Genomic DNA, 20974 nt, shown 5'->3' with positions numbered 1-20974 from the left:
GAGGCAATGACGTGACCACTTCCCTCAGACGCCGCGCTCCGCGCCGGCTCGTCCTGTCGTCCCTGGCCGCCTCGCTGCTCGTCGCCGGCGGTGTGCTCGGCGGGGCCTCGCCGGCGAGTGCCGCGCCCAGCGACCTGTGTGCCAAGGTCGGCTACCACGCGGGCTGGCGCGGTGACGCCCTGGTCACCGCCGTGGCGGTCGCCCTGGCCGAGTCCGGCTGCAACCCCGCCGCGTCCAACACCGCGGGCAACGTCGACGCCCCCGGGTCGACGGACCGCGGGCTGTGGCAGATCAACGACGAGTTCCACCCGGACGTCTCGGACGCCTGCGCCTACGACGCCCAGTGCAACGCCGACCAGGCCTTCCGCATCTCCTCCGGCGGCACGAACTGGCAGCCCTGGTCCACGTACAACCGCGGTATGCACTGGCAGTACATGGACACGGCCCGCGAGGCGGTGGGCCGACTCGGCAACCCGGGCACCGGTCCCAAGCCGCTGGTGTACCCGGTGGAATCGGGGCGTGTGGTGTCGGCGCGGTCGGCGGACGGCCGTCTGGAGGTGTTCGCGGCCGGTGCGGACGGGATTCATCATGCCTGGCAGCTCCAGTCGAACGGGAACTGGTCGGCGTGGGAGTCTCTCGGCGGGCCGGGTGGGGCGGAGTTGGCGATCGCGCCGAACGCGGACGGCCGGTTGGAGTTGTTCGCGATCAACGGGAACGTCTTCCAGCACCGGTATCAGCTGTCGGCGTCGGGTGGCTGGTCGGGCTGGGAGTCGTTCGGTGGTGGGGGTCGTGATGTGGCGGCCGGGGTGAACGCGGACGGGCGGATCGAGGTGTTCGCCTCGGGTCCGGTCGGGCTGTTCCACAAGTACCAGACGGCACCCAACAGCGGGTGGTCCGACTGGGAGCCGACGGGTGGTGGCCCTGCCGACGGCCGGGTGGAGATGGAGAAGTCCCCGGACGGGCGTCTTGAGGTGTTCGCCCTCAACGGCAGCACGTTCCAGCACCAGTACCAGACCTCACCGAACGGCGGCTGGTCGCAGTGGGACACCTTCGGTGGCGGTGGACACGATGTGACCGTCGACCACAACGCCGACGGCCGGCTCGAGGTGTTCGCCTCCGGTCCCGTGGGCGTGTTCCACAAGTACCAGACGAGCCCGACGAGTTGGTCCGACTGGGAGCCCACCGGCGGACCGGCCGACGCGCAGCTCAGCAGCGAGCGCACGCCCGACGGCCGTGTCGAGGTGTTCGCGATGAACGGCAGTACGGCGATGCACGCCTGGCAGACCGGGGTGAACGCCCCCTACAGTGAGTGGACCGCGTTCGGGGGCGGTGGCAGCGAGGTCACGGCGACCACGAATGCCGACGGCCGGATCGAGGTGTTCGGCACCAGCCATGCCGGGGTCTACCACAAGTGGCAGACCGGCTTCTCGTCCTGGTCGGAGTGGGCGTGGGTCAACAACGCCGCCGGACCGGGGCTGGACTGAGCCATGCCGTCGATCAGCAGACGGAGCCTGTTGCGGGCCGGCGTCGGCCTGGGGGCTGTCACGCTCCCGGGTGCCGGCCCCGCCATGGCCACGACCACCGCCGACACCCCGCCGCACCGGTGGATCGGCGCGGGCCCGTTCTCGTACGTCCACGATCCGTCCACCTCCGCCGGGCCCCGCTATCTCAACGACCACACGCTGATCAAGGTCCAGGACCGCTGGCATCTGTTCGGGATCGTCGGGGACAGCGCGCCGCGAGGGCAGTCGCCGGACAGCGCGGCGGAGGTGTCCTTCGCCCATGCGTCGGCCCCGTCGCCGTACGGTCCGTGGACGACGCACCCCGATGCCCTCACGGTCGACCCGTCCTACTTCGGGGAGGCGCACCTGTGGGCGCCGCATGTCGTGGAGGCGGGGGGCCGGTACTGGATGTTCTACGCGGCCGGCGGTGACGCGGGGGCCGCGATCAACCTCGCCACCTCCACGGACCTGTTCACCTGGACCCGGGAGCCGTCGGGCCCGCTGTTCCGCGGTCTCGCGGCGCGTGACCCCATGGTGGTGCGGGTCGGGGGCGAGTGGGTCATGTACTACACCGAGCTCTCCGGGCCGGGCGGCCATCACATCGTGGCCCACCGGCGCTCCGCCGACCTGCTGCACTGGAGCGAGCCGGGGACCGCGTTCACCGACCCGAGCACCGCGACGACGGTGTCGGTCACCGAGTCGCCGTACGTGGTCGAGCGGGACGGCTGGTACTACCTGTTCATCGGGCCGCGCGGCGGCTACGAGGGCACCGATGTGCTGGCATCGCGGGACCCGTTCCGCTTCGGCCTCGACGGCTACGCGGGTCATGTGCCCGGGCATGCGGTGGAGGTGGTGGCCGACGGGGACACCTGGTACGCGAGCGCCGCGGGCTGGTTCCGCAACGGGCTGTACGTGGCGCCGCTGCACTGGCGTGACACCCCGCAGTGGTGGCAGAGCCCCGAGAACCCGGCCGCGGGCCTCGACGTGGACGGCCGGCTCACGGTGTTCGCGCTCGACGCGGGGGACCGGTCGATGCTGCGGCGCGTCCAGCTGGACCCCGCCGCCGACGCCTGGTCGGGGTGGGAGTCCTTCGGCGGGCCCGCCGGGGCGGCGCCCACGCTCGGCCGGAACACGAACGGCAGGCTGGAGGTGTTCTCGCTCGCTCCGGGCGGGGTGAATCTGCACCACCGGGTGCAGCGGCCCGACGGGGGCTGGCACGAATGGGAGGAGTTCGGCGGCCCCGCGGGCGCGGCTCCTGCCGTCGGGCGGGACGCGGCCGGCCGGCTGGAGGTCTTCGCGCCGAGCCCCGGCGGTGCCTCGTTCGCCCGCAGGCGCCAGTCGTCGCCCGGGTCGCTCGCCTGGGACCCCTGGGAGCCCGGGTTCGGTGGTGCCGTGGGTGCACCGCCCGTCGTCGCGGCCAACGCCGACGGCAGGCTGGAGGTGTTCGCCCTCGCGCCCGGCGGTTCGGGGATCCACCATCGCTGGCAGGAGGCGCCGGGCGGCGCCTGGACCGGCGCATGGCACCTCTTCGGCAACGCCGCGGGGGCCGCGCCGCGGGTGGCCCGGGACGGCAGTGGCCGGCTCACCGTGACCGCCATGGGGCCGTCCGGTGTCGGGACGTTCCAGCGCCGGCAGTCCGTGCCCAGCGGCGGTTGGGACGACTGGCAGCCGCTGTTCGGCTGGAGCGCCGCCGCCCCGGCTCTCGCCGTCAACGCCGACGGACGGCTCGAGGCCTTCTCCCTGTCTCCTGGCGGGGCACGGCTGAGCCATCGCTGGCAGTCGGCGCCGGGTGGTTCCTGGTCGTCCGAGGCGGAGTTCGGGGAGCCCGGTATCCGGCTCGCCGCGACCCCCACGGCCGTGCTCGACCCCACGGGGCGGTTGCAGGTCTTCGCCGTCACGGCCGAGGGACGCATACGCCGACGGGTCCAGCTCCGGCCGAGCGGCGGGTGGGGTCCGTGGGCGACTTTCGGTGACCGTCCGGTCGCCCCGGTGCTGTCGGGCAGCCCCTCGCCCTGAGCCGGGGTCGGGATCTCGCCATGCGGCGGGTGGCGACCCGGGCCGCGGGCCCGCAGGCCCGGGCCCCGTCCGCCCCGTGCGCGGTGACCTTGCCCACCTTGCGGTATGCGGCCCGGACCGTCCCCGCTCCCGGCCCCGGCCGTCCGCCGCGCGCGGTCGGGCTCGGGGACCGGCTCCCCAGAAACTGAAAAACCATTCTAAAACACCGCTCCTGATATGGAGTTCGGGTGCCGTGGGTCACACCGTGAACGCCGGTCGCCGGCCGCTCGCGCCGTACCGGAGGGCTGCACTCCGGGACCTCGGGGCCGCTGCTCGCGGTCCCGCCCGAAGTGGCCGAAGCCCGCCGGTGAATCCCCCTTACCCGTGGGTATCGTTCCGCCCGTCCGAGAACTGCCGACGCGCGGAACGGGGGGTGCGGTGAGCGGCGTAGTCGTCCATCTGCCGCAGGGGAGCGGCGGCGCCGACGGCGGCGAGGCGGTGACCTTGCGGCTGGGGCCCGGTCAGGTGGCGCGCTTCGGGCGGGGCTCTCCCCGGACACCGGTCGAGCTCCGGCTGGACGACGACGCGGTCTCCCGGCTCGCGGGTGAGATCAGGGTGACCGACGACCACTGGCAGCTGACCAATCACAGCACCGCCCACAGCTACCTGGTGGAGAACCCGGAGGGAGCGGGCGAGTACATCAGGGTGCAGCCCCGCCGGGTGGGCGCGCCCATCCCGTTCGAGTTCTCCCGGGTGGTGCTGCCCGCCCGCAGCCAAACCCCCGTCTCCTTCCAGGTGTTCGCGCCCGACCACCTCTACCTGGACCCGGACGCGCTCGGTGCGCCCTGGGGGAGCCGCACCGTCACGGCGTACTCCCTCGACGAGACGGCGACGTACTTCCTCGTGCTCGTCGCCCTGTGCGAGCCGCGCCTGCGCGACCAGTCGCGGGTGGCGGTCCCCACCACGCCGCAGATCGCCGAGCGGCTCAGAGGGCACCCCACCGCGGGCGGCCTGACCCCCCGGGCGATCAGCTCGCACATCGACTACCTCGCCGAGCAGAAGCTGCGCATCGCCGACGCGCAGGAACCCGGCAAGGGCGACCGCCGCAACGGCAAACGCGAGGAGATCGTCACCCTCGCGCTCCGCTTCGGGCTCGTACGCGAGGAGCACCTCCCGCTGCTGCACCCGCCGGCGGGATCGGCCGGGCGGGAGCGGAAGTCCGCACCATGACACCGCCGCACGGCGCCGGTGACGACACGGAACACGACCCGCCTGACCTGCTGCCGCGCGGCTACCGGGCGGGGTCGTGGGTGGTCACGGGGCTCATCGGGGCGGGCGGGTGGTCCACGGTCTACGCGGCCCGACCGGCCGGTGCCGCGTGCGCCGATACGGCCGCCTCCGTGACCGCCGATCCGGCCGGCGCCTCGGGCGCCGGTCCGGCCGCCGTGCCCGCCACGCCCGCCGACTCGGCCGTCACCCCCTTTGGATCGATCACCATCGCGACCACCAGCCCCGCCCCCGACGACGTCGCCCTCAAGGTCATGCCGACCGCAGGTCTTGCGCCCCGGCAGGTGGCGCGGATCGTCGAGTCGGCGCGTAGGGAGGTCGAGCTCGGTCGTAGGGCGGGGCATCGGAGGCTGGTCGGGCTGCGGGAGTCGTTCGTGCTGTCGGCGCCGGACCGCCCGGCGCTGGACGGGGCGATCGTGCTGGTCATGGAGAGGGCCGCGGGGAGTCTGCGGGAACTCCTCGATGCCGGAGTGCCCGAGGAGGACCGTGGCCGGCTGATCGAGGGGATCTGCGAGGGGCTGGCCCATCTGCACCGCTCCGGCTGGGTGCACGCCGACCTGAAACCGGAGAACGTGCTGCTGGGCAGGGACGGTTCGGTGAAGCTCTCGGACTTCGGCCTCGCCACCGAGCTGACCGGCACGCACGGTTACGCGCCTCCCCTGGGCACCCTCGACTACCTGCCGCCCGAACGCTGGAAGGCCCCCCTCGGCGCACAGGGCGTGCAGATCAGGCCGAGCGCGGACATCTGGGCCCTGGGCATCGTCGTGCACGAGGTGTTCGCGTCCGGCACCTCGCCCTTCCCCGGGGCCACGCCGATGGCGCGCGGCGCCGCCGTGCAGGAGTACGGCGAGGGCCGCGCCCCGCTGCGCATGGACCACACCCTCCCGCCGTTCTGGCGCGACCTGGCGGCCGACTGCCTGGCCCCCACACACGAGGCGCGCGCCGCGCACACGGCCGAGAGCCTGTTGCGTCGTATCGCCGCCGAGCGGTCGAGGCGGCGCGGGCGGGGAGGACGGGGTGTACGGCTGACCGGGCGGACCCGCGCGGCCCTGCTCGCCGCCGCCCTGTGCGGCACCGCGGGCACAGCCCTGTGGTGGGGTGCCGTACGGGACGATCCGCCCCGGGCCGGCCGTGACCTCACGGTGTTCAACGCCGAACGGGGCTGCCAGGAGCGTGCGGACCGGGACCTGGAGTGCAGCCTGGGGCTGGCCGTCGATCCGCTGCGGCCGTACACCCCCGACAACGTCGTCCCGACCCGGGTGTGGCACGGGGACGTTCTCACCGCCGACTGCCAACTGCCGGGCGGACAGCCCATCGTGGACGAGGAGGACCGGCGGTCCACCCTGTGGTTCCGGGTGCGTCTCCCGCGCGGCACGACGCCCGGTACCGCGTGGCTGCCTGCCGTACGCACCAAGGACCGGCCCGCGCTGCCCCGTTGCCCGCACCCCTCGGGCTCCTGAACTGGTGATCGAAATCGGCCGCGCGGACGGCTATGATCCTGCGCAGCAAGGCCGTAGCGCAGTGGTCGTCGCGCCCACGCATCGAGCTGGAGGACGTCGGTTCGAATCCGACCGGCCTTGCGTCTACTTTGTTACCGACTACTTGATCTCGACGCGGACGCCGGGCACCGGCGAAGGACCGGTGGAGTGGTGATGAACCAGCCGACAACGCCCGTACGCTGTCCCGCCATCGAGCACCCCGATCTGCCGCTCGCCGACCCCGCGCGGCTCGGCCCGCTGCTGGACCGCCTCACGGACGCGCGGCCCGTCACCGATGACGAGGCCTTCCCGCTGGGCACGTTGCGCGCCGACAGCCGGGTCGACCTGTGCAAGCAGGGCCTCGGCCCCCAGGGCGCCGCCCAGTTGCTGCCCGTCGCCACCGGCTCCCCGCACGCCGCCCACCTGCTGCTCGGCACCAACTCCCTCGGCGACGAAGGCGCCCGGTCGGTCGCCGGGGCACTGACCGCCGATGCCTCCCACGGAGTCCACACCCTCTACCTCGGCTGCAACCGCATCGGGCCCGAAGGCGTGACCGCCCTCGCCGAGGCGCTCGCCGACGACACCACGGTCCGTGCGCTGTGGCTCAAGCGGAACCCCGTCCACGAGACCGGCGCCCGCACCCTGGCCGGGCTGCTGCGCCGCAACACCGGCCTGCGCACCCTCGACCTCGTGAACTCCGGCATCGGCGCCACGGGCGTACGGCTGCTGCTCGACGCCCTGCTGGAGCGCGACGCACCGCTGGAGCGGCTGTTCCTCGGCGGCAACGGCCTCACCGCCGCCGATGCGCCGCTGCTCGCCGCCCTCGTCCGTGACGCGGGCGTCCGTGAGCTGTATCTGACGGCCAACCACCTCGGCGACGAGGGCACCGCCGTCCTGGCCGCCGCGACCGACCCCGCCCGGCCCGTACGGCTCGGCCTGGGCGGCAACGGCATCGGCCCGGCGGGCGCCCGCACCCTCGCCGACGCCCTCGACGGCATCGACACCCTCGACCTCGGCCGGGCCATGTCCGAGCGCAGCCTCGGCGCACCCGCCAACGCCACCGGCGACGACGGCGCCCGCGCCCTCGCCGCGGCCCTGCCCGGCAGCCCGCTGCGCCGCCTGGAACTGCGCCACACCGGCATCACCGGGCACGGCGCCAAGAGCCTGCTCGCCGCGCTGCCCGACGGCCACCGGCTGGAGTACGTCGGCCTCGGCCCCGGCCTGCCCCGCCGCGTCAAGCGGGCCTTCGCCGACCGGCTGCGCCCCGCCCGGCCGACCCACCCCGACCTGCGCGCGATCGGCAGCGTGTACCGATGAGCCCGCTGCCGAAGACACCCGGCGCCCTCCAGCCCGACGAGGCCTCCGCCTGGGCCCGCGTCCGCCGTTACGCCGTACCCCGCCGGATGATCGAGCGTGCCACCGAGGCCCGCCTGGCCGGTGACTGGCGTACCGCGTGCGCCGTGGCCGCCGTGGACGTCCCCGCCGACCTCGACCCGGAGCGCGTCGCCGACCGGTACGGCGCTGAAGTGGCCGCCTCGGTGGCCGACGACCTGCGCCATCTCGCCCCCGACCTGCTGCGCTGGCATCTGCCGCGCGCTCTCGGCGGCCACACCACCCTGATGCCCGCCCGGCGGATCGTCCTCGCCTCCTACGGCCCCGCGGGCCCGGTCCTGTCGGTGACGACCACCCCGATGCTGGAGGGGCCCCAGCGGCTGCGCCTGCGCTTCGGGCCCGCCGTCGTACCCGACAAGGACCGGCTGCACGGGCTGACGTACACCACCGAGGACTGGACGGCCGCCCGTCGCTTCTGGGACGCCCGCCGTACGGGTGAACTGCGCTACAGCGCGGGCCCGTTCGACTGCGTCCGGCTGCCGTTCCTGCGCCCGGACGGCTCCCCGCTCGCTGTCGAGGAGCTGCCCTCCGAGGACCCGGGGTCCGCCGACCCGGCCGCCCGCGCGGAGTGGGTCGCCGTGCTCCAGGCGCGCGGCGACCACGCCGAGGCCTACGCCGCCGCCGGGCTCGACCTCGACCTGACCGCCCCGCCGCGCGGCCGGTACTCGTACCGGGACCTCGACGTCGCCGCACAGGTGTCCTTCATCGCACCCGACCTCACCCGCCTCGTCGCCGAGATGCGGCTGCTCGAGCGCGCCGGACGCGGCAGCCGGTTCCGGCTCCCCGTCGGTTGGCAGGGCCACCTGCGGATCGCCCTCCCGGACGAGGGCACAGCCGCGGCGCAGGTCTCCGGCCGGGAGCGCGGCCAGGAGGACGACGTCCCGATGCTGCCCTCGTACGTCTGGCAGCGGCTGCCCGACATCGGCCTGCTGCGGGCCGGCCGCATCCGGCCCGAGGAGCTGCACCCGCTGGTCACCGCCGCCCTGTTCCCGCAGGCGGGCCCCGCTGTCGGCCCGCCCGAGCCGGGACTGCCGACGCCGGTGCGGGTGCGCTGCGGGGGTGTCTGGCACAAGGTCGTCTCCCGGGGCGGCACCCTGGACATCCCGCACACCGCGCAGGAGCAGCAGCGCGAACTCGCCCTGCGCGCCTTCGGCGGCACCGTGTCCGGCTGCTTCGCGGTCCGGCACGCCTGGAGCACCGGCGAGGGCCGCCTCCCGCGCGCCCTGCGCGACCAGCGGCGCGAGCTGTTCCAGCTCGTCCAGCACGGGGACACGCCGGCCGTGCTGGCGCTGCTCGATGCCGGGGCCGACCCGCATGTGCGCGACCGCAGGGGGCGCGGACTGCTGCACGTCCTGCATCTGCTCGACCACCGGGAGCTGCTGCCGCGGCTGCTGGCCGCCGGGCTCGACCTGGAGGCGAAGGACAAGACGCACCGCACACCGCTGCAGAGCGCCGTCCAGTGCCAGGGCTCGGCCGACCTGGTGCGCGACCTCCTCGACGCCGGTGCCCGCATCGACGTGGTCGACGACATGGAGCTCTCCCTCGCCCAGGTCGCCCGCCGCTTCGAGCGCACGGACCTGATGTTCCTGCGCCGCCGGGTACTGAAGGAGCACCCCGGCATCGGCTCCGAGTGGTTCGACGAGTACATGAGCGAGCGGAACGCCGAGCCCGACTGGGACGAGGACGACGTGCCGTTCCCCGACGACGACTTGCCGTTCCCCGACGACGAGGACATCACCGCGTGACCCCCTCCGTGCCCACCGCCCTCGCCGCGGCCGACGCCCTCAACGCCCGTCTGCGCGTCACCCGCAGCGAACCGGCCGGCAACCCCCAACTGGAGGCACTCGCCCTGGCGGTGACGGCCAATCAGCCGGTGCTGCTGTGGGGCGAGCCGGGCATCGGCAAGTCCGCCGGCATGGAGCAGCTCGCCGACGCCCTCGGGGTGCGCCTGGAGACGGTCGTGGCCAGCGTCCACGAGCCGTCGGACTTCGCCGGGCTGCCGATCGTCGGCGACGACCCCGCCACGCAGGGCGTGCCGATGGCCCCGCCGGACTGGGCCGTCCGGCTCGCCCGGACCGGGCACGGGCTGCTGTTCTTCGACGAGTTGTCCTCCGCGCCGCCCGCCGTGCAGGCCGCCCTGCTGCGGGTGGTGCTCGAACGCCGGGTGGGCAGCCTGGAGTTGCCCGAGTCGGTGCGGATCGTCGCCGCCGCCAACCCGCCCTCCAGCGCCGCCGACGGCTGGCACCTCACCCCGCCGCTCGCCAACCGCTTCGTCCACCTCGACTGGACGCACGACCCGCGCACGGTCGCCCGCGGCATGGCCGGCACCTGGCCCGAGACCGTCCTGCCCGTGGTGGACCCGGCGCGCGTGCCGGGCGCGGTCGCGCGGGCCCGCGGTGTCGTCTCCGGCTTCCTCACCGCCCGCCCCGGGCTGGTCCATCACATGCCGAAGGAGGCCGAGGGCCGCGGCCGGGCCTGGCCCTCACCTCGTACGTGGGAGATGGCGCTGCGGCTGCTCGCCGCCGGGTACGCCTCCGGAGCCGGACGCGAGGCGCAGGCCGCCGCCCTGACGGGCGCCGTGGGGGAGGCCGCCGGCATCGAGCTGCTGTCGTACCTGGAGAACCTCGACCTGCCGGACCCCGACCGGGTGCTCGCCGACCCGTCGGCCTTCGCGCTGCCCGAGCGCGGCGACCGTCAACTGGCGTTCCTCATCGCGGTCGTGGCCGCCGTGCAGAGCGAACCCACCCGCCCCCGCTGGGAGGCCGGCTGGGAGGTCCTCGCCAAGGCCGTGGAGGCCGGGGTGCCGGACGTGGCCGCGCGGGCCGCCCGCGACCTCGCCACGATGCGCGAACCCGACTGGCCGATCCCGCCCGGCATCGACGCCTTCCTGGAACTCCTCCAGCTCGCCGGCGCCCTGCCCGGCCCGCGCTGAGGCCATGACCCCCGCCGAAGGCCCCGCCGGCGCGCTGGACCGCGCCAAGCTGCTCGCCGCGCGCTACACCGCGGCCGAGGCCCGCCCGTACCTGGCCTCGGCCCTGTACGCGCTCACGGTCGTCCCCTCCGGGCAGGTGCGCACCATGGCCGTCGACCGGCACTGGCGCTGCTATGTCGCGCCCGCCTTCGTCGAGGCCACCGGCGTCGAGGAACTGGCCGGGGTGTGGGTCCACGAGGTGGCGCACCTGCTGCGCGACCACCACGGCCGGGCCGACCGGCTGCCCGCCGCCGAGCAGCGCGACCGGCTGCGCGTGAACATCGCGCAGGACTGCGAGATCAACGACGACCTCCTCTCCGACGGACTGCGGCTGCCCGAAGGGCGCATGGAGCCACGGCTGTTCGACCTGCCGGAGGGCGGCACCTTCGAGACGTACCTGCCCGGCATCCCGCCCACGCCCGACCTCACGCTGGACTGCGGGTCCGGCGCACACGGCGTCCCCGCGCCCTGGGACCTGGGGGAGGGCGGCGCGGGCGTGGCCGGGCTCGGCCCGGTGGAGGCCGAGGCGCTGCGCCGCCAGACCGCGCAGGCCGTCCGCGCCCACCAGCGCTCCCGAGGCTCGGTCCCGGCGGGCTGGCGGCGCTGGGCGGAGGAGGTCCTGGAACCCACCGTCGACTGGCGCAAGGCGCTGACCGGCGCCGTCCGCGAGGCCGCCGCCTGGGCGGGCGGCGCCGTCGACTACACCTACCGGCGCCCTTCCCGCCGTACGCCCGCCCTCGGCGGCCGCGTCGTGCTGCCCAGCCTGCGCCGGCCGCTGCCGCGCGTGGCGATCGTCGTCGACACCTCGGGCTCGATGGGCGAGGACGACCTCGCCGCCGCGCTCGCCGAGGTGTCGGGCGTGCTGCGCGAGGTGGGCGTCGGCGGCAACCGGGTCGCCGTCCTCGCCTGCGACGCCGATGTGCACGCCGTCGCCCGGGTGACCGCCGTCGACCAGGTCGAACTCGCGGGCGGCGGCGGGACGGACATGACCGTGGGCATCGCGCGGGCGCTCGCCGCACCTGAACGGCCCCAGATCGTCGTCGTGCTCACCGACGGCTACACGCCCTGGCCGCCGGAGCCCGTCTCCTGCCGGCTCATCGTGGCCCTGATCGGCGAGGACGCCCCCGAGCCGCCCGCCTGGGCGGAGACCGTACGGATCACGCCGCCGCGCTGACCGCCGCATGGTGGACGCCCCCTTGACGCGGGACCCGGCCCGGCCGACACTCCAGTCAGGAATCCTAGTGAACAGGTAGGGAAACATGGGGCGCCGCGAGCAGGTCACCGAGGCGGTGCCCCGCGTGTCCCCGCGGCCGCTGCTGCTGACCTCCCGCCGTCACATCGACCTGCTGCGCGTCTGCAGCGCGGCCGGCGCCCGCGGCTGAGCCCGCCCCCCCTCGCTGTCGGCCTTTCCGTCGCGCGTACGTTCACGCCTCCACCCGGGGAGAACCATGTCCGTCGCACCGCTCGCCACCCGTCCGCTGCCCCCGCTGCGCGGCCGTATCGGCCCCGACGCGCGCAGCGGCCACTACGCCGTGCCGCGCCGCTATCGCCTGTATCTGTCGACCGCGTGTCCCGACGGCCTGCGCCTCGCCGTCACCCACGCCCTGCTCGGCCTCGACGCCGTGCTGCCCGTCACCCACCTGCCCGCCGTCCCCGACCTGCCCGACGGCGGGCACTCCCGGCTGCTCCCGCTGTACGAGGCGAGCGCGCACCACCACCCGGGACCCGCGGCGGCGCCGGTGCTGGCGGACGACTGGTCCGGCCGTGTAGTCAGCACCCACGTCCAGGACATCATGCGTGATCTTGCCCGGTGCTTCGGCGCGGGGCGTCCCTCGCTGTATCCGTGCGGGGCGGAGGCGGAGATCGAGGCCGTACGACGGCTGTGTGCGCGTGTCCGGCACGGCGAGCCGGAAGCCGCGCTGGAGGAGCTGGAGGAACGGCTCGGCCGGTCCGAGTACCTGGTGGGCAGTCACATCACGGCTGCCGACGTCGAGTTGTGGGTGACCCTCGTACAGCTCGGGACCCCGGAGCGGCCCGCCCTTGCCGCGTACGTGCGCCGGCTGTCCGCGCACCCCGCTTTCAGCCGCCGGCTCGACCGCGGCTGAGTCCGCCAAGTGGACCGGAATTGACAGCCATTGGATCCAATGTGTTCAGTGGTGCCCCCAGGTGACGACCGGACGCATCGCGTCCCGGGCCGCAAGGTGAGGACGAAGGACATGGACGCAGCTTCCAGGACGGCGGCAGGACGCCGCCCCCGGGGCCGCGTCCTGCCACCCGCGACCCCGCTCGTCGCCGACCGCGCCGTCGACCTTCTGCGTGTCAGCAGCGCGCTGTGTACCGCACCGGGCCGTGCCCGCCGCCGGGCCGTCTGACCGACCTCTCGAGTCGTCCGACCCGCCTGTCCACTCCCGGCCGCCCCGCACGCCCTGAACGAACACCGCCCGAGCGGTGTGCCGTCGCCCGCCCAGCCCCCGGTCCCGTGCGGTCCGCGCCCCCGTGCGCCACCACGCCGTACCGCCGTCCCGGCCCACCACCGTAGCCCCGCCCTCCCGGCGGGGTCCGCCGTGGTGTCCCGCCGGGCTGCCCGGGGTGTCCGACTCCGCTGGAGCCCGCCATGAGTGAACCCCCAGGCGCCGCCGTGTCCCTCGCCCAAGCCGCGCCCGCCGCCCCCGCACCCGAGCGTCCCCTCGCCGCACAGCGGGTGCAGCCGCTGCGCCGCCCCGGACGCTGGATCGCCACCGCCGTCGTCCTCGTCCTGCTCGCCCAGTTCGTCCACGGCCTGGCGACCAACCCCTTCTACCAATGGGACCGGTTCCAGTACTGGTTCCTGCGCCCGGTCATCCTCGACGGGCTCCTCATCACCCTCGAAGTCGCCGCCCTGAGCGCGGTGTTGGGTCTGCTCGGCGGCATCCTGCTCGCCCTCGCCCGGCTGTCCGGCAGCCCGGTGCTGCGGGCGGTGAGCTGGACGTACACCTGGCTGTTCCGGTCGGTGCCGCTGATCGTCGTGCTGCTCTTCCTGTACAACTTCAGTGCGCTGTACCAGACGCTCAGCCTGGGCGTGCCCTTCGGCCCGGCGTTCTTCACCTTCGACGAGTCGCGCCTGGCCACCGATCTCGCGGTCGCGGTCGTCGGGCTCAGCCTCAACGAGGCGGCCTACGCCTCCGAGGTCGTGCGCGGCGGCATCCTCTCCGTCGACCAGGGCCAGCACGAGGCGGCCGCCGCGCTGGGACTGCCCAAGGGCTACCAGTTCCGCAGGATCGTCCTGCCGCAGGCGCTGCGCTCGATCGTGCCGAACTACGTCAACCAGCTCATCGGCCTGATCAAGGCGACCTCGCTGGTGTTCTACGTGTCGCTGCTCGACCTGTTCGGCTCGGTGCAGACCATGGGCAGCACCTACCCCGGCGACATCGTGCCCCTGCTGCTGGTCGCCACCGTCTGGTACCTGCTCCTGACCAGCGCCGTCTCCGTCGTCCAGTACTACGTCGAGCGGTACTTCGCCCGCGGCGCCACCCGCACCCTGCCGCCGACCCCGCTGCAGAAACTCCGCGCAGGCCTCGGTGAGCTGCGCGCCCGCGCCCGCAGGGAGGCCGCCGTATGACCGCCACCGCCCTCGAAGTGCACGACGTGCACAAGTGGTACGGCACTCAGCGCGTCCTGGACGGCATCGACCTCACCGTCCGGCCCGGCGAGGTCACCGTCATCCTCGGCCCCTCCGGGTCCGGCAAGTCGACGCTGCTGCGGGTGATCAACCACCTGGAGAAGCCCGAGATCGGCCATGTCAGCGTCGGCGGCGAGCTGATCGGCGTACGACGGCACGGCGGCCGGCTCAAGGAGCTGGGGGAGCGGGCCATCCTGGCCCAGCGCGGCCGGATCGGGTTCGTCTTCCAGAACTTCAACCTCTTCCCGCACCTGACCGTCCTCGACAACGTGGCCGCCGCGCCCGTCGCCACCGGACGGCTCTCCCGTCCGGCCGCCGAGCAGCTGGCCCGGGAACTCCTCGGCCGGGTCGGCCTCGCCGACCGCGCCGGCGCCTACCCCCGCCAGCTGTCCGGCGGACAGCAGCAGCGCGTCGCCATCGCCAGGGCGCTCGCGCTGCGGCCCGGGATCATCCTGTTCGACGAGCCGACCTCGGCGCTGGACCCCGAGCTGGTCGGTGAAGTCCTCGCCGTCATCAAGGACTTGGCGACCAGCGGCACCACCCTGCTGATCGTCACCCACGAGATCGGCTTCGCCCGCGAGGTCGCCGACCGGATCGTCTTCATCGACGGCGGCCGGATCGTCGAACAGGGGCCGCCCGAGCAGGTCCTCGACCACCCGCAGCACGAACGGACCCGCGACTTCCTCGCCAAGGTCCTCTGAACACCCACCGCGACAAGCACCAGAAAAGGAACACGCATGTTCTCGCGACGCACCCTCCTCCGCGGCCTCACCGCGGCGACCGCCGCCGCCACCCTCGCCACCGGCCTCACCGCCTGCGGAGGCGAGAGCGACGCCGCCACCACCACGGCCGACCCGGCCGGCACCGTGACCGTCGGACGGCTCTCCAACGGCGCCGCGAAGGAGACCACCCTGAAGGTCTCCGAGGTGAAGTCCATCAGCGCCCAGCTCCCCGAGGAGATCAGAAAGCGCGGCACCCTGGTGATCGGCTCCGGCACGCTGCCCTCCGGCAGCCCGCCCCTCGGGTTCGTGGGCGAGGACCAGAAGACCCTCACCGGCTCCGAGGTCGACCTCGCCCGCCTGGTGGCCGCCGTTCTCGGCCTCGAACCCGAGGTGCGCCGCTCCACCTGGGAGAACCTCTTCATCGGCCTCGACAGCGGAAAGGTCGACGTGGCGTTCTCCAACGTCACCGACACCGAGGAACGCAAGCAGAAGTACGAGTTCGCCTCCTACCGCAAGGACGACCTCGCCCTGGAGGTGAAGAAGGACGACACCTGGACCTTCGACGGCGACTACCACAGCCTCGCCGGCAAGACCGTCTCCGTCGGCAACGGCACCAACCAGGAGAAGATCCTCCTGGAGTGGAAGGCCAAGCTCGCCAAGGAGGGCAAGCCCCTCACGGTCAAGTACTTCCAGGAGACCAACAGCCTCTACCTGGCCCTGAACAGCGGCAAGATCGACGCCTACTTCGGCCCCAGCCCGAACCTCGCCTACCACGCGACGAAGACCGCCGGCACGCCCCAGGCGACGCGGATCGCGGGCCAGTTCTCCGGCGCGGGCGAGACCCTCCAGGGCCTGATCGCCGCGACCGCCAAGAAGGACAGCGGACTGGCGAAGCCGCTGGCCGCCGCCATCAACCACCTCATCGACAGCGGCGCCTACGCCAAGTGGCTCGCCGCCTGGAACCTCTCCAACGAGGCGGTCGCCAAGTCCGAGGTCAACCCGCCCGGCCTGCCGCTCACCAACTCCTGAGGCAGCCGCTCAGGTACCTCTGAGGCACCCCCTGAAGCAACCGCTCAGGCACCTCTGAGGCACCCCCTGAAGCAACCGCTCAGGCACCTCTGAGGCAACCCCTGAGGCCACCCCTCAGGCCCGCAACGGAAGGCACCCCGATGTCCTCTGCGTCACCCCTGCACCTCGCCGTCGCCCTGGACGGCACCGGCTGGCACCCCGCCTCCTGGCGCGAGCCGGTCGCCCGGCCCCGTGAACTGTTCAGGGCGGGCTACTGGGCCGACCTCGTCACCGAGGCCGAGCGCGGCCTGCTCGACTTCGTCACCGTCGAGGACGGCCTCGGCCCCCAGTCCTCCCACTTCCTCGACCCGGACGAGCGCACCGACCAGGTCCGCGGCCGTCTCGACGCCGTCCTGATCGCCTCCCGCGTGGCCCCGCTGACCTCGCACATCGGCCTGGTGCCGACGGTCGTCGCCACGCACACCGAGCCGTTCCACATCTCCAAGGCCGTCGCCACCCTCGACTACGTCAGCACCGGCCGCGCCGGCCTGCGCGTGCAGATCACCGCCCGTCCGAACGAGGCAGCCCACTTCGGCCGCCGCACCATCGCCCGCATCACCGACTACGACGACCCGTCGGTCCCCGAACTCTTCGACGAGGCCGCCGATTACATCGAGGTCGTGCGGCGGCTGTGGGACAGCTGGGAGGACGACGCCGAGATCCGGGACGTGGCCACCGGCCGCTTCATCGACCGCGACAGACTGCACTACATCGACTTCGAGGGCCGCCACTTCAGCGTCAAGGGCCCCTCGATCACACCGCGTCCCCCGCAGGGCCAGCCGCTCGTCACCGCCCTCGCCCACCAGACCGTGCCCTACCGGCTGGTCGCCCGCGCCGCCGACGTCGGCTATGTCACCCCGCACGACGCCGCCCACGCCCGCGCGATCGTGGCCGAGATCCGCGCCGAGCAGGAGGCGGCCGGACGGGCGGACGAGCCCCTGCACGTCTTCGGCGACCTGGTCGTGTTCCTCGACGCCACCGAGGCCGAGGCCGTCGCCCGCCGCGAGCGTCTCGACACGCTCGCCGGAGCCCCGTACGAGAGCGACGCCCGGATCTTCACCGGGACGGCCGCCCAACTCGCGGACCTGCTCCAGGAGTTGCAGACGGAGGGGCTCAGCGGCTTCCGGCTGCGGCCCGCCGTCGCCGGGCACGACCTGCCCGCGATCACCCGGCACCTGGTGCCCGAACTCCAGCGCCGGGGCGCCTTCCGCCGCGCCTACGAGGCGAACACTCTGCGCGGGCTGCTGGGCCTGCCGCGCCCCGCCAACCGCTACGCCGCAGCCTGAGCCGGAGGGAGACCGCACCCCATGAGCAAGAGCAAGTCGCAGAAGCAGATCCATCTCGCCGCCCACTTCCCCGGCGTCAACAACACCACCGTCTGGAGCGACCCGCGCGCCGGCAGCCACATCGAGTTCTCGTCCTTCGCCCACTTCGCGCGCACCGCCGAACGCGCCAAGTTCGACTTCCTGTTCCTCGCCGAGGGCCTGCGCCTGCGCGAACAGGGCGGAAAGATCTATGACCTGGACGTGGTCGGCCGGCCCGACACCTTCACGGTGCTCGCCGCGCTCGCCGCCGTCACCGACCGCCTCGGCCTGACCGGCACCATCAACTCCACCTTCAACGAGCCCTACGAGGTCGCCCGCCAGTTCGCCAGCCTCGACCACCTCTCCGACGGCCGCTCCGCCTGGAACGTCGTCACCTCCTGGGACGCCTTCACCGGCGAGAACTTCCGCCGCGGCGGCTTCCTGCCGCAGGAGGAGCGCTACTCCCGCGCCAAGGAGTTCCTCGCCACCGCGAACGAACTCTTCGACTCCTGGCACGGCGACGAGATTCTCGCCGACCAGGCCACCGGCACCTTCCTCACCGACGCCAAGGCAGGCGCCTTCGTCCACACCGGCAGGCACTTCGACATCCACGGCCGCTTCAACGTCCCGCGCTCCCCGCAGGGCCGCCCCGTGATCTTCCAGGCGGGCGACTCCGAGGAGGGCCGCGAGTTCGCCGCGTCGAGCGCCGACGCCGTCTTCAGCCGCTACGCCCAGTTCGACGCGGGACGCGCCTTCTACACGGACGTGAAGTCCCGCCTCGCCAAGTACGGCCGCCGCCCCGACCAGTTGCTCATCCTGCCCGCCGCGAGCTTCGTCCTCGGTGACACCGACACGGAGGCCGAGGAACTCGCCCGCGAGGTGCGCAGGCAGCAGGTCAGCGGGGCCACCGCCCTCAAGCACCTGGAGTTCGTCTGGAACCGGGACCTCTCCTCGTACGACCCGGAAGGTCCGCTGCCCGACATCGACCCCGACCCCGGCGAGCACCACATCGCGCGGGGCCGCGCCCAGGTGCGGATGTACCGGGACCCGGTCGCCACCGCGCGGGAGTGGCGGGAGCTGGCCGAGGCCAACAAGTGGTCGATCCGCGACCTGGTCATCGAGACCGGCAACCGGCAGAACTTCGTCGGCAGTCCCGCCACGGTCGCGCAGACCATCAACGACTATGTCCAGGCCGACGCCAGCGACGGGTTCATCCTCGTGCCCCACATCACCCCGGGCGGCCTCGACGAGTTCGCCGACAAGGTCGTCCCGCTGCTCCAGGAGCAGGGCGTCTTCCGGGCCGACTACGAGGGCACGACCCTGCGCGACCACCTGGGCCTCGCCCACCCCGACGAGGTGGCCGACAGCCGGGCGGCGTCATGAAGTTCCTCGCCATCACCCTGATCGTCCACCGTCCCGACCCGGTCACCGGCGTCCTGAAGTCCACCCAGGACCGTTTCCGCGAGGTCCTGGACAACGCGCTGCTCGCGGAGGAACTCGGTTTCGACGGCTTCGGCGTGGGGGAGCGGCACGAACGCCCCTTCCTCTCCTCCTCGCCGCCGGTCGTCCTCAGCCACATAGCCGCACTGACCAGACGTATCCGCCTGTTCACCGCGGTGACCACGCTCAGCCTGCTCGACCCGGTGCGCGCCTTCGAGGACTACGCCACCCTCGACCATCTCTCCGGCGGCCGCCTGGAGCTGATCATCGGCAAGGGCAACGGCTCCGCGCAGCGCGAGCTGTTCCACGTCACGCCCGAGGACCAGTGGGAGCGCAACGCCGAGAGCTACGAGGTGTTCCGGCGGCTGTGGACGGAGGACAAGGTCACCGCCCAGACCCGGTTCCGCCCGCCGCTGAAGGACGCCGAGGCCTGGCCGCGCCCCTACCAGCGGCCGGTGCGGGTCTGGCACGGCAGCGCCACCAGCCGGGAGTCGGTCGACCTGGCCGCCCGCTACGGCGACCCGCTGTTCTCGGCGAACGTCACCCATCCCATCGAGCCGTACGCCGAGTTGATCACGTACTACCGCGAACGCTGGGCACACTACGGCCACGACCCGGCCGGTCTCGCAGTCGGCGCGGGCACGGCCGGGCTGTACGTGGCGCGGACCTCGCAGGAGGCGGCCGAGACCTACCGGCCGGTCTTCGAGAGCAACCTCGCCTTCCAGCGGCGGCACGGACTGCCGGTCGTCTTCGAGACCCTGGAGGACTTCGTCGAGCGCAGCTCGGCGCTGATCGGCAGCCCGCAGCAGGTCGTCGAGAAGGTGCACCGCTACCACGAGCGGTTCGGGCACACCGTGCTGCATCTGCACGCCGACGCCGGCGGCCTGACGGACACTCAGCACCGGGACTCCCTGAGCCTGTTCCAGTCGGAGGTGGCCCCCGTCCTGCGACGCTCCATCCCCGACCCGCCCTTCGCCTGGGAGCCGGTGCTGCCGAGTACGGAGAAGGAGCGCGCTCATGCCTGAGATCCCCCTCGGCGTCCTCGACCTCGTCCCCATCTCCTCGGGATCGACCGCAGCGGACGCCCTGCGCAACTCCATCGACCTGGCGCGGCAGGCCGAGCGTCTGGGCTACGCCCGCCACTGGTTCGCCGAGCACCACCTCAACCCGGGCGTGGCGGGGACGTCCCCGGCGGTCCTCCTCGCCCTGACGGCCGCCGCGACCTCCACGATCCGGCTCGGCTCGGGCGCCGTCCAGCTCGGGCACCGCACCGCGCTCAGTACGGTGGAGGAGTTCGGCCTGATCGACGCCCTGCACCCGGGCCGCCTGGACCTCGGCCTCGGCCGCTCGGGCGGCCGGCCGGCCCCCGCCCTGCCCGGGGACGGCCCCCGGCACGCGCCGAACGGCCTGCTCATCCCGCCCCGCTTCTCCTTCGAGCACCTGCTCGGCTCCCCGCGCATCGCGCTCCAGCGCAGGCTGCTCCTGCAACCCGGGGCCGAACCGCAGGACTACGCCGAGCAGATCGACGACCTCCTCGCCCTGCTCGCCGGCACCTACCGCTCACCGGAGGGCGTCGAGGCGCACGTCGTGCCCGGGGAGGGCGCCGACATCGAGGTGTGGATCCTGGGCAGCAGCGGCGGGCCGAGCGCGGAGACCGCGGGCGCGCGCGGACTGCGGTTCGCGGCGAACTACCACGTCAGCCCGGCCACCGTGCTGGAGGCCGTGGACGCCTACCGGGCGCACTTCAAGCCCTCCGCCGTACTCGACGAGCCCTACGTCAGTGTCTCCGCGGACGTCGTCGTCGCCGAGGACGACGACCGGGCCCGCGAACTCGCCACCGGGTACGGGCTGTGGGTGCGCAGCATCCGTACGGCCGAGGGCGCGATCCCCTTCCCGACCCCCGAGGAGGCCCGGACGCACGAGTGGAGCGACGAGGACCGGGCCCTGGTGCAGGACCGGGTCGACACCCGGTTCACCGGCTCACCGGCCACGGTCGCCGACCGGCTGGAGCAGCTCCAGGAGGCCACGGGCGCCGATGAACTCCTCGTCACCACGATCACCCACGACCACGCCGACCGCGTCCGCTCCTACGAGCTGCTCGCCGAGGAGTGGGCGCGCCGCGGCCACTCGGGACGTCCCTGACGTGCGGAAGCCCCG

18 protein-coding genes and 1 pseudogene are annotated in these 20974 nt (G+C 73.6%); all 19 read left to right on the top strand.

Translation table 11 applies throughout. The features are described from left to right. Nucleotides 1-11: 11 nt before the first annotated feature. The 19 genes and pseudogenes from ACIQ6Y_RS02265 to ACIQ6Y_RS02175 all read left to right on the top strand — a co-directional run bounded on the left by ACIQ6Y_RS02265 (nucleotide 12) and on the right by ACIQ6Y_RS02175 (nucleotide 20959). Nucleotides 12-1484 (top strand): hypothetical protein, encoded by a 1473-nt coding sequence (locus ACIQ6Y_RS02265; RefSeq protein WP_404031637.1) that lies wholly within the window; start codon nucleotides 12-14, stop codon nucleotides 1482-1484. A 3-nt stretch (nucleotides 1485-1487) separates the two neighbouring features. After that, nucleotides 1488-3518, top strand: a complete 2031-nt coding sequence (locus ACIQ6Y_RS02260; protein ID WP_404031634.1) for a family 43 glycosylhydrolase — start codon at nucleotides 1488-1490, stop codon at nucleotides 3516-3518. Nucleotides 3519-3935: 417 nt separating this feature from the next. Next, nucleotides 3936-4727 (top strand): serine/threonine protein kinase, encoded by a 792-nt coding sequence (locus ACIQ6Y_RS02255; RefSeq protein ID WP_404031631.1) that lies wholly within the window; start codon nucleotides 3936-3938, stop codon nucleotides 4725-4727. Continuing rightward, nucleotides 4724-6244, top strand: coding sequence for a serine/threonine-protein kinase (locus ACIQ6Y_RS02250; RefSeq protein ID WP_404031628.1), 1521 nt, complete (start codon nucleotides 4724-4726; stop codon nucleotides 6242-6244). The genes ACIQ6Y_RS02255 and ACIQ6Y_RS02250 overlap by 4 nt, the downstream gene beginning before the upstream one ends. Before the next feature lie 47 nt (nucleotides 6245-6291). After that, nucleotides 6292-6364 (top strand): annotated as a pseudogene (locus tag ACIQ6Y_RS02245). Between the two features lie 72 nt (nucleotides 6365-6436). Then, nucleotides 6437-7579, top strand: a complete 1143-nt coding sequence (locus ACIQ6Y_RS02240) for a gala protein (RefSeq protein WP_404031625.1) — start codon at nucleotides 6437-6439, stop codon at nucleotides 7577-7579. Then, nucleotides 7576-9399, top strand: coding sequence for an ankyrin repeat domain-containing protein (locus ACIQ6Y_RS02235; protein WP_404031622.1), 1824 nt, complete (start codon nucleotides 7576-7578; stop codon nucleotides 9397-9399). The genes ACIQ6Y_RS02240 and ACIQ6Y_RS02235 overlap by 4 nt, the downstream gene beginning before the upstream one ends. Then, nucleotides 9396-10586, top strand: coding sequence for an AAA family ATPase (locus ACIQ6Y_RS02230; protein WP_404031619.1), 1191 nt, complete (start codon nucleotides 9396-9398; stop codon nucleotides 10584-10586). Before ACIQ6Y_RS02235 ends, ACIQ6Y_RS02230 begins: the two co-directional genes overlap by 4 nt. Nucleotides 10587-10590: 4 nt before the next feature. After that, on the top strand, nucleotides 10591-11799 hold the full coding sequence (locus ACIQ6Y_RS02225) for a VWA-like domain-containing protein (protein ID WP_404031616.1): 1209 nt from the start codon (nucleotides 10591-10593) through the stop codon (nucleotides 11797-11799). 85 nt (nucleotides 11800-11884) lie between these two features. After that, entirely contained in the window at nucleotides 11885-12007 is a 123-nt protein-coding gene (locus ACIQ6Y_RS02220; protein WP_404031613.1) for a hypothetical protein, read from the top strand. Nucleotides 12008-12073: 66 nt separating this feature from the next. Next, entirely contained in the window at nucleotides 12074-12730 is a 657-nt protein-coding gene (locus ACIQ6Y_RS02215; protein WP_404031610.1) for a glutathione S-transferase C-terminal domain-containing protein, read from the top strand. A gap of 111 nt (nucleotides 12731-12841) precedes the next feature. Next, on the top strand, nucleotides 12842-12997 hold the full coding sequence (locus ACIQ6Y_RS02210) for a hypothetical protein (protein ID WP_404031607.1): 156 nt from the start codon (nucleotides 12842-12844) through the stop codon (nucleotides 12995-12997). 242 nt (nucleotides 12998-13239) lie between these two features. Beyond that, a complete protein-coding gene (locus ACIQ6Y_RS02205; RefSeq protein WP_404031604.1) occupies nucleotides 13240-14223 on the top strand; it encodes an amino acid ABC transporter permease in 984 nt (327 codons plus the stop codon). Further along, nucleotides 14220-14984 (top strand): amino acid ABC transporter ATP-binding protein, encoded by a 765-nt coding sequence (locus ACIQ6Y_RS02200; protein ID WP_404031601.1) that lies wholly within the window; start codon nucleotides 14220-14222, stop codon nucleotides 14982-14984. Before ACIQ6Y_RS02205 ends, ACIQ6Y_RS02200 begins: the two co-directional genes overlap by 4 nt. Nucleotides 14985-15020: 36 nt before the next feature. Next, on the top strand, nucleotides 15021-16034 hold the full coding sequence (locus ACIQ6Y_RS02195; RefSeq protein WP_404031598.1) for an ABC transporter substrate-binding protein: 1014 nt from the start codon (nucleotides 15021-15023) through the stop codon (nucleotides 16032-16034). Between the two features lie 140 nt (nucleotides 16035-16174). Further along, complete coding sequence (locus ACIQ6Y_RS02190; RefSeq protein ID WP_404031596.1) at nucleotides 16175-17359, top strand: LLM class flavin-dependent oxidoreductase; 1185 nt, start codon at nucleotides 16175-16177, stop codon at nucleotides 17357-17359. Nucleotides 17360-17380: 21 nt separating this feature from the next. Further along, on the top strand, nucleotides 17381-18760 hold the full coding sequence (locus ACIQ6Y_RS02185) for an NtaA/DmoA family FMN-dependent monooxygenase (RefSeq protein ID WP_404031594.1): 1380 nt from the start codon (nucleotides 17381-17383) through the stop codon (nucleotides 18758-18760). Further along, nucleotides 18757-19842, top strand: coding sequence for an LLM class flavin-dependent oxidoreductase (locus ACIQ6Y_RS02180; RefSeq protein ID WP_404031592.1), 1086 nt, complete (start codon nucleotides 18757-18759; stop codon nucleotides 19840-19842). The genes ACIQ6Y_RS02185 and ACIQ6Y_RS02180 overlap by 4 nt, the downstream gene beginning before the upstream one ends. Next, a complete protein-coding gene (locus ACIQ6Y_RS02175) occupies nucleotides 19835-20959 on the top strand; it encodes an MsnO8 family LLM class oxidoreductase (protein WP_404031589.1) in 1125 nt (374 codons plus the stop codon). Before ACIQ6Y_RS02180 ends, ACIQ6Y_RS02175 begins: the two co-directional genes overlap by 8 nt. The last annotated feature ends 15 nt before the right edge of the window (nucleotides 20960-20974 follow it).

The sequence above is a fragment of the Streptomyces sp. NPDC096205 genome, assembly GCF_044763135.1.
In the GTDB taxonomy this organism is placed as follows: domain Bacteria; phylum Actinomycetota; class Actinomycetes; order Streptomycetales; family Streptomycetaceae; genus Streptomyces.
The sequence above is the reverse complement of the archived record's forward strand: the minus strand, read 5'-3'. Positions and strand labels throughout refer to the sequence as shown.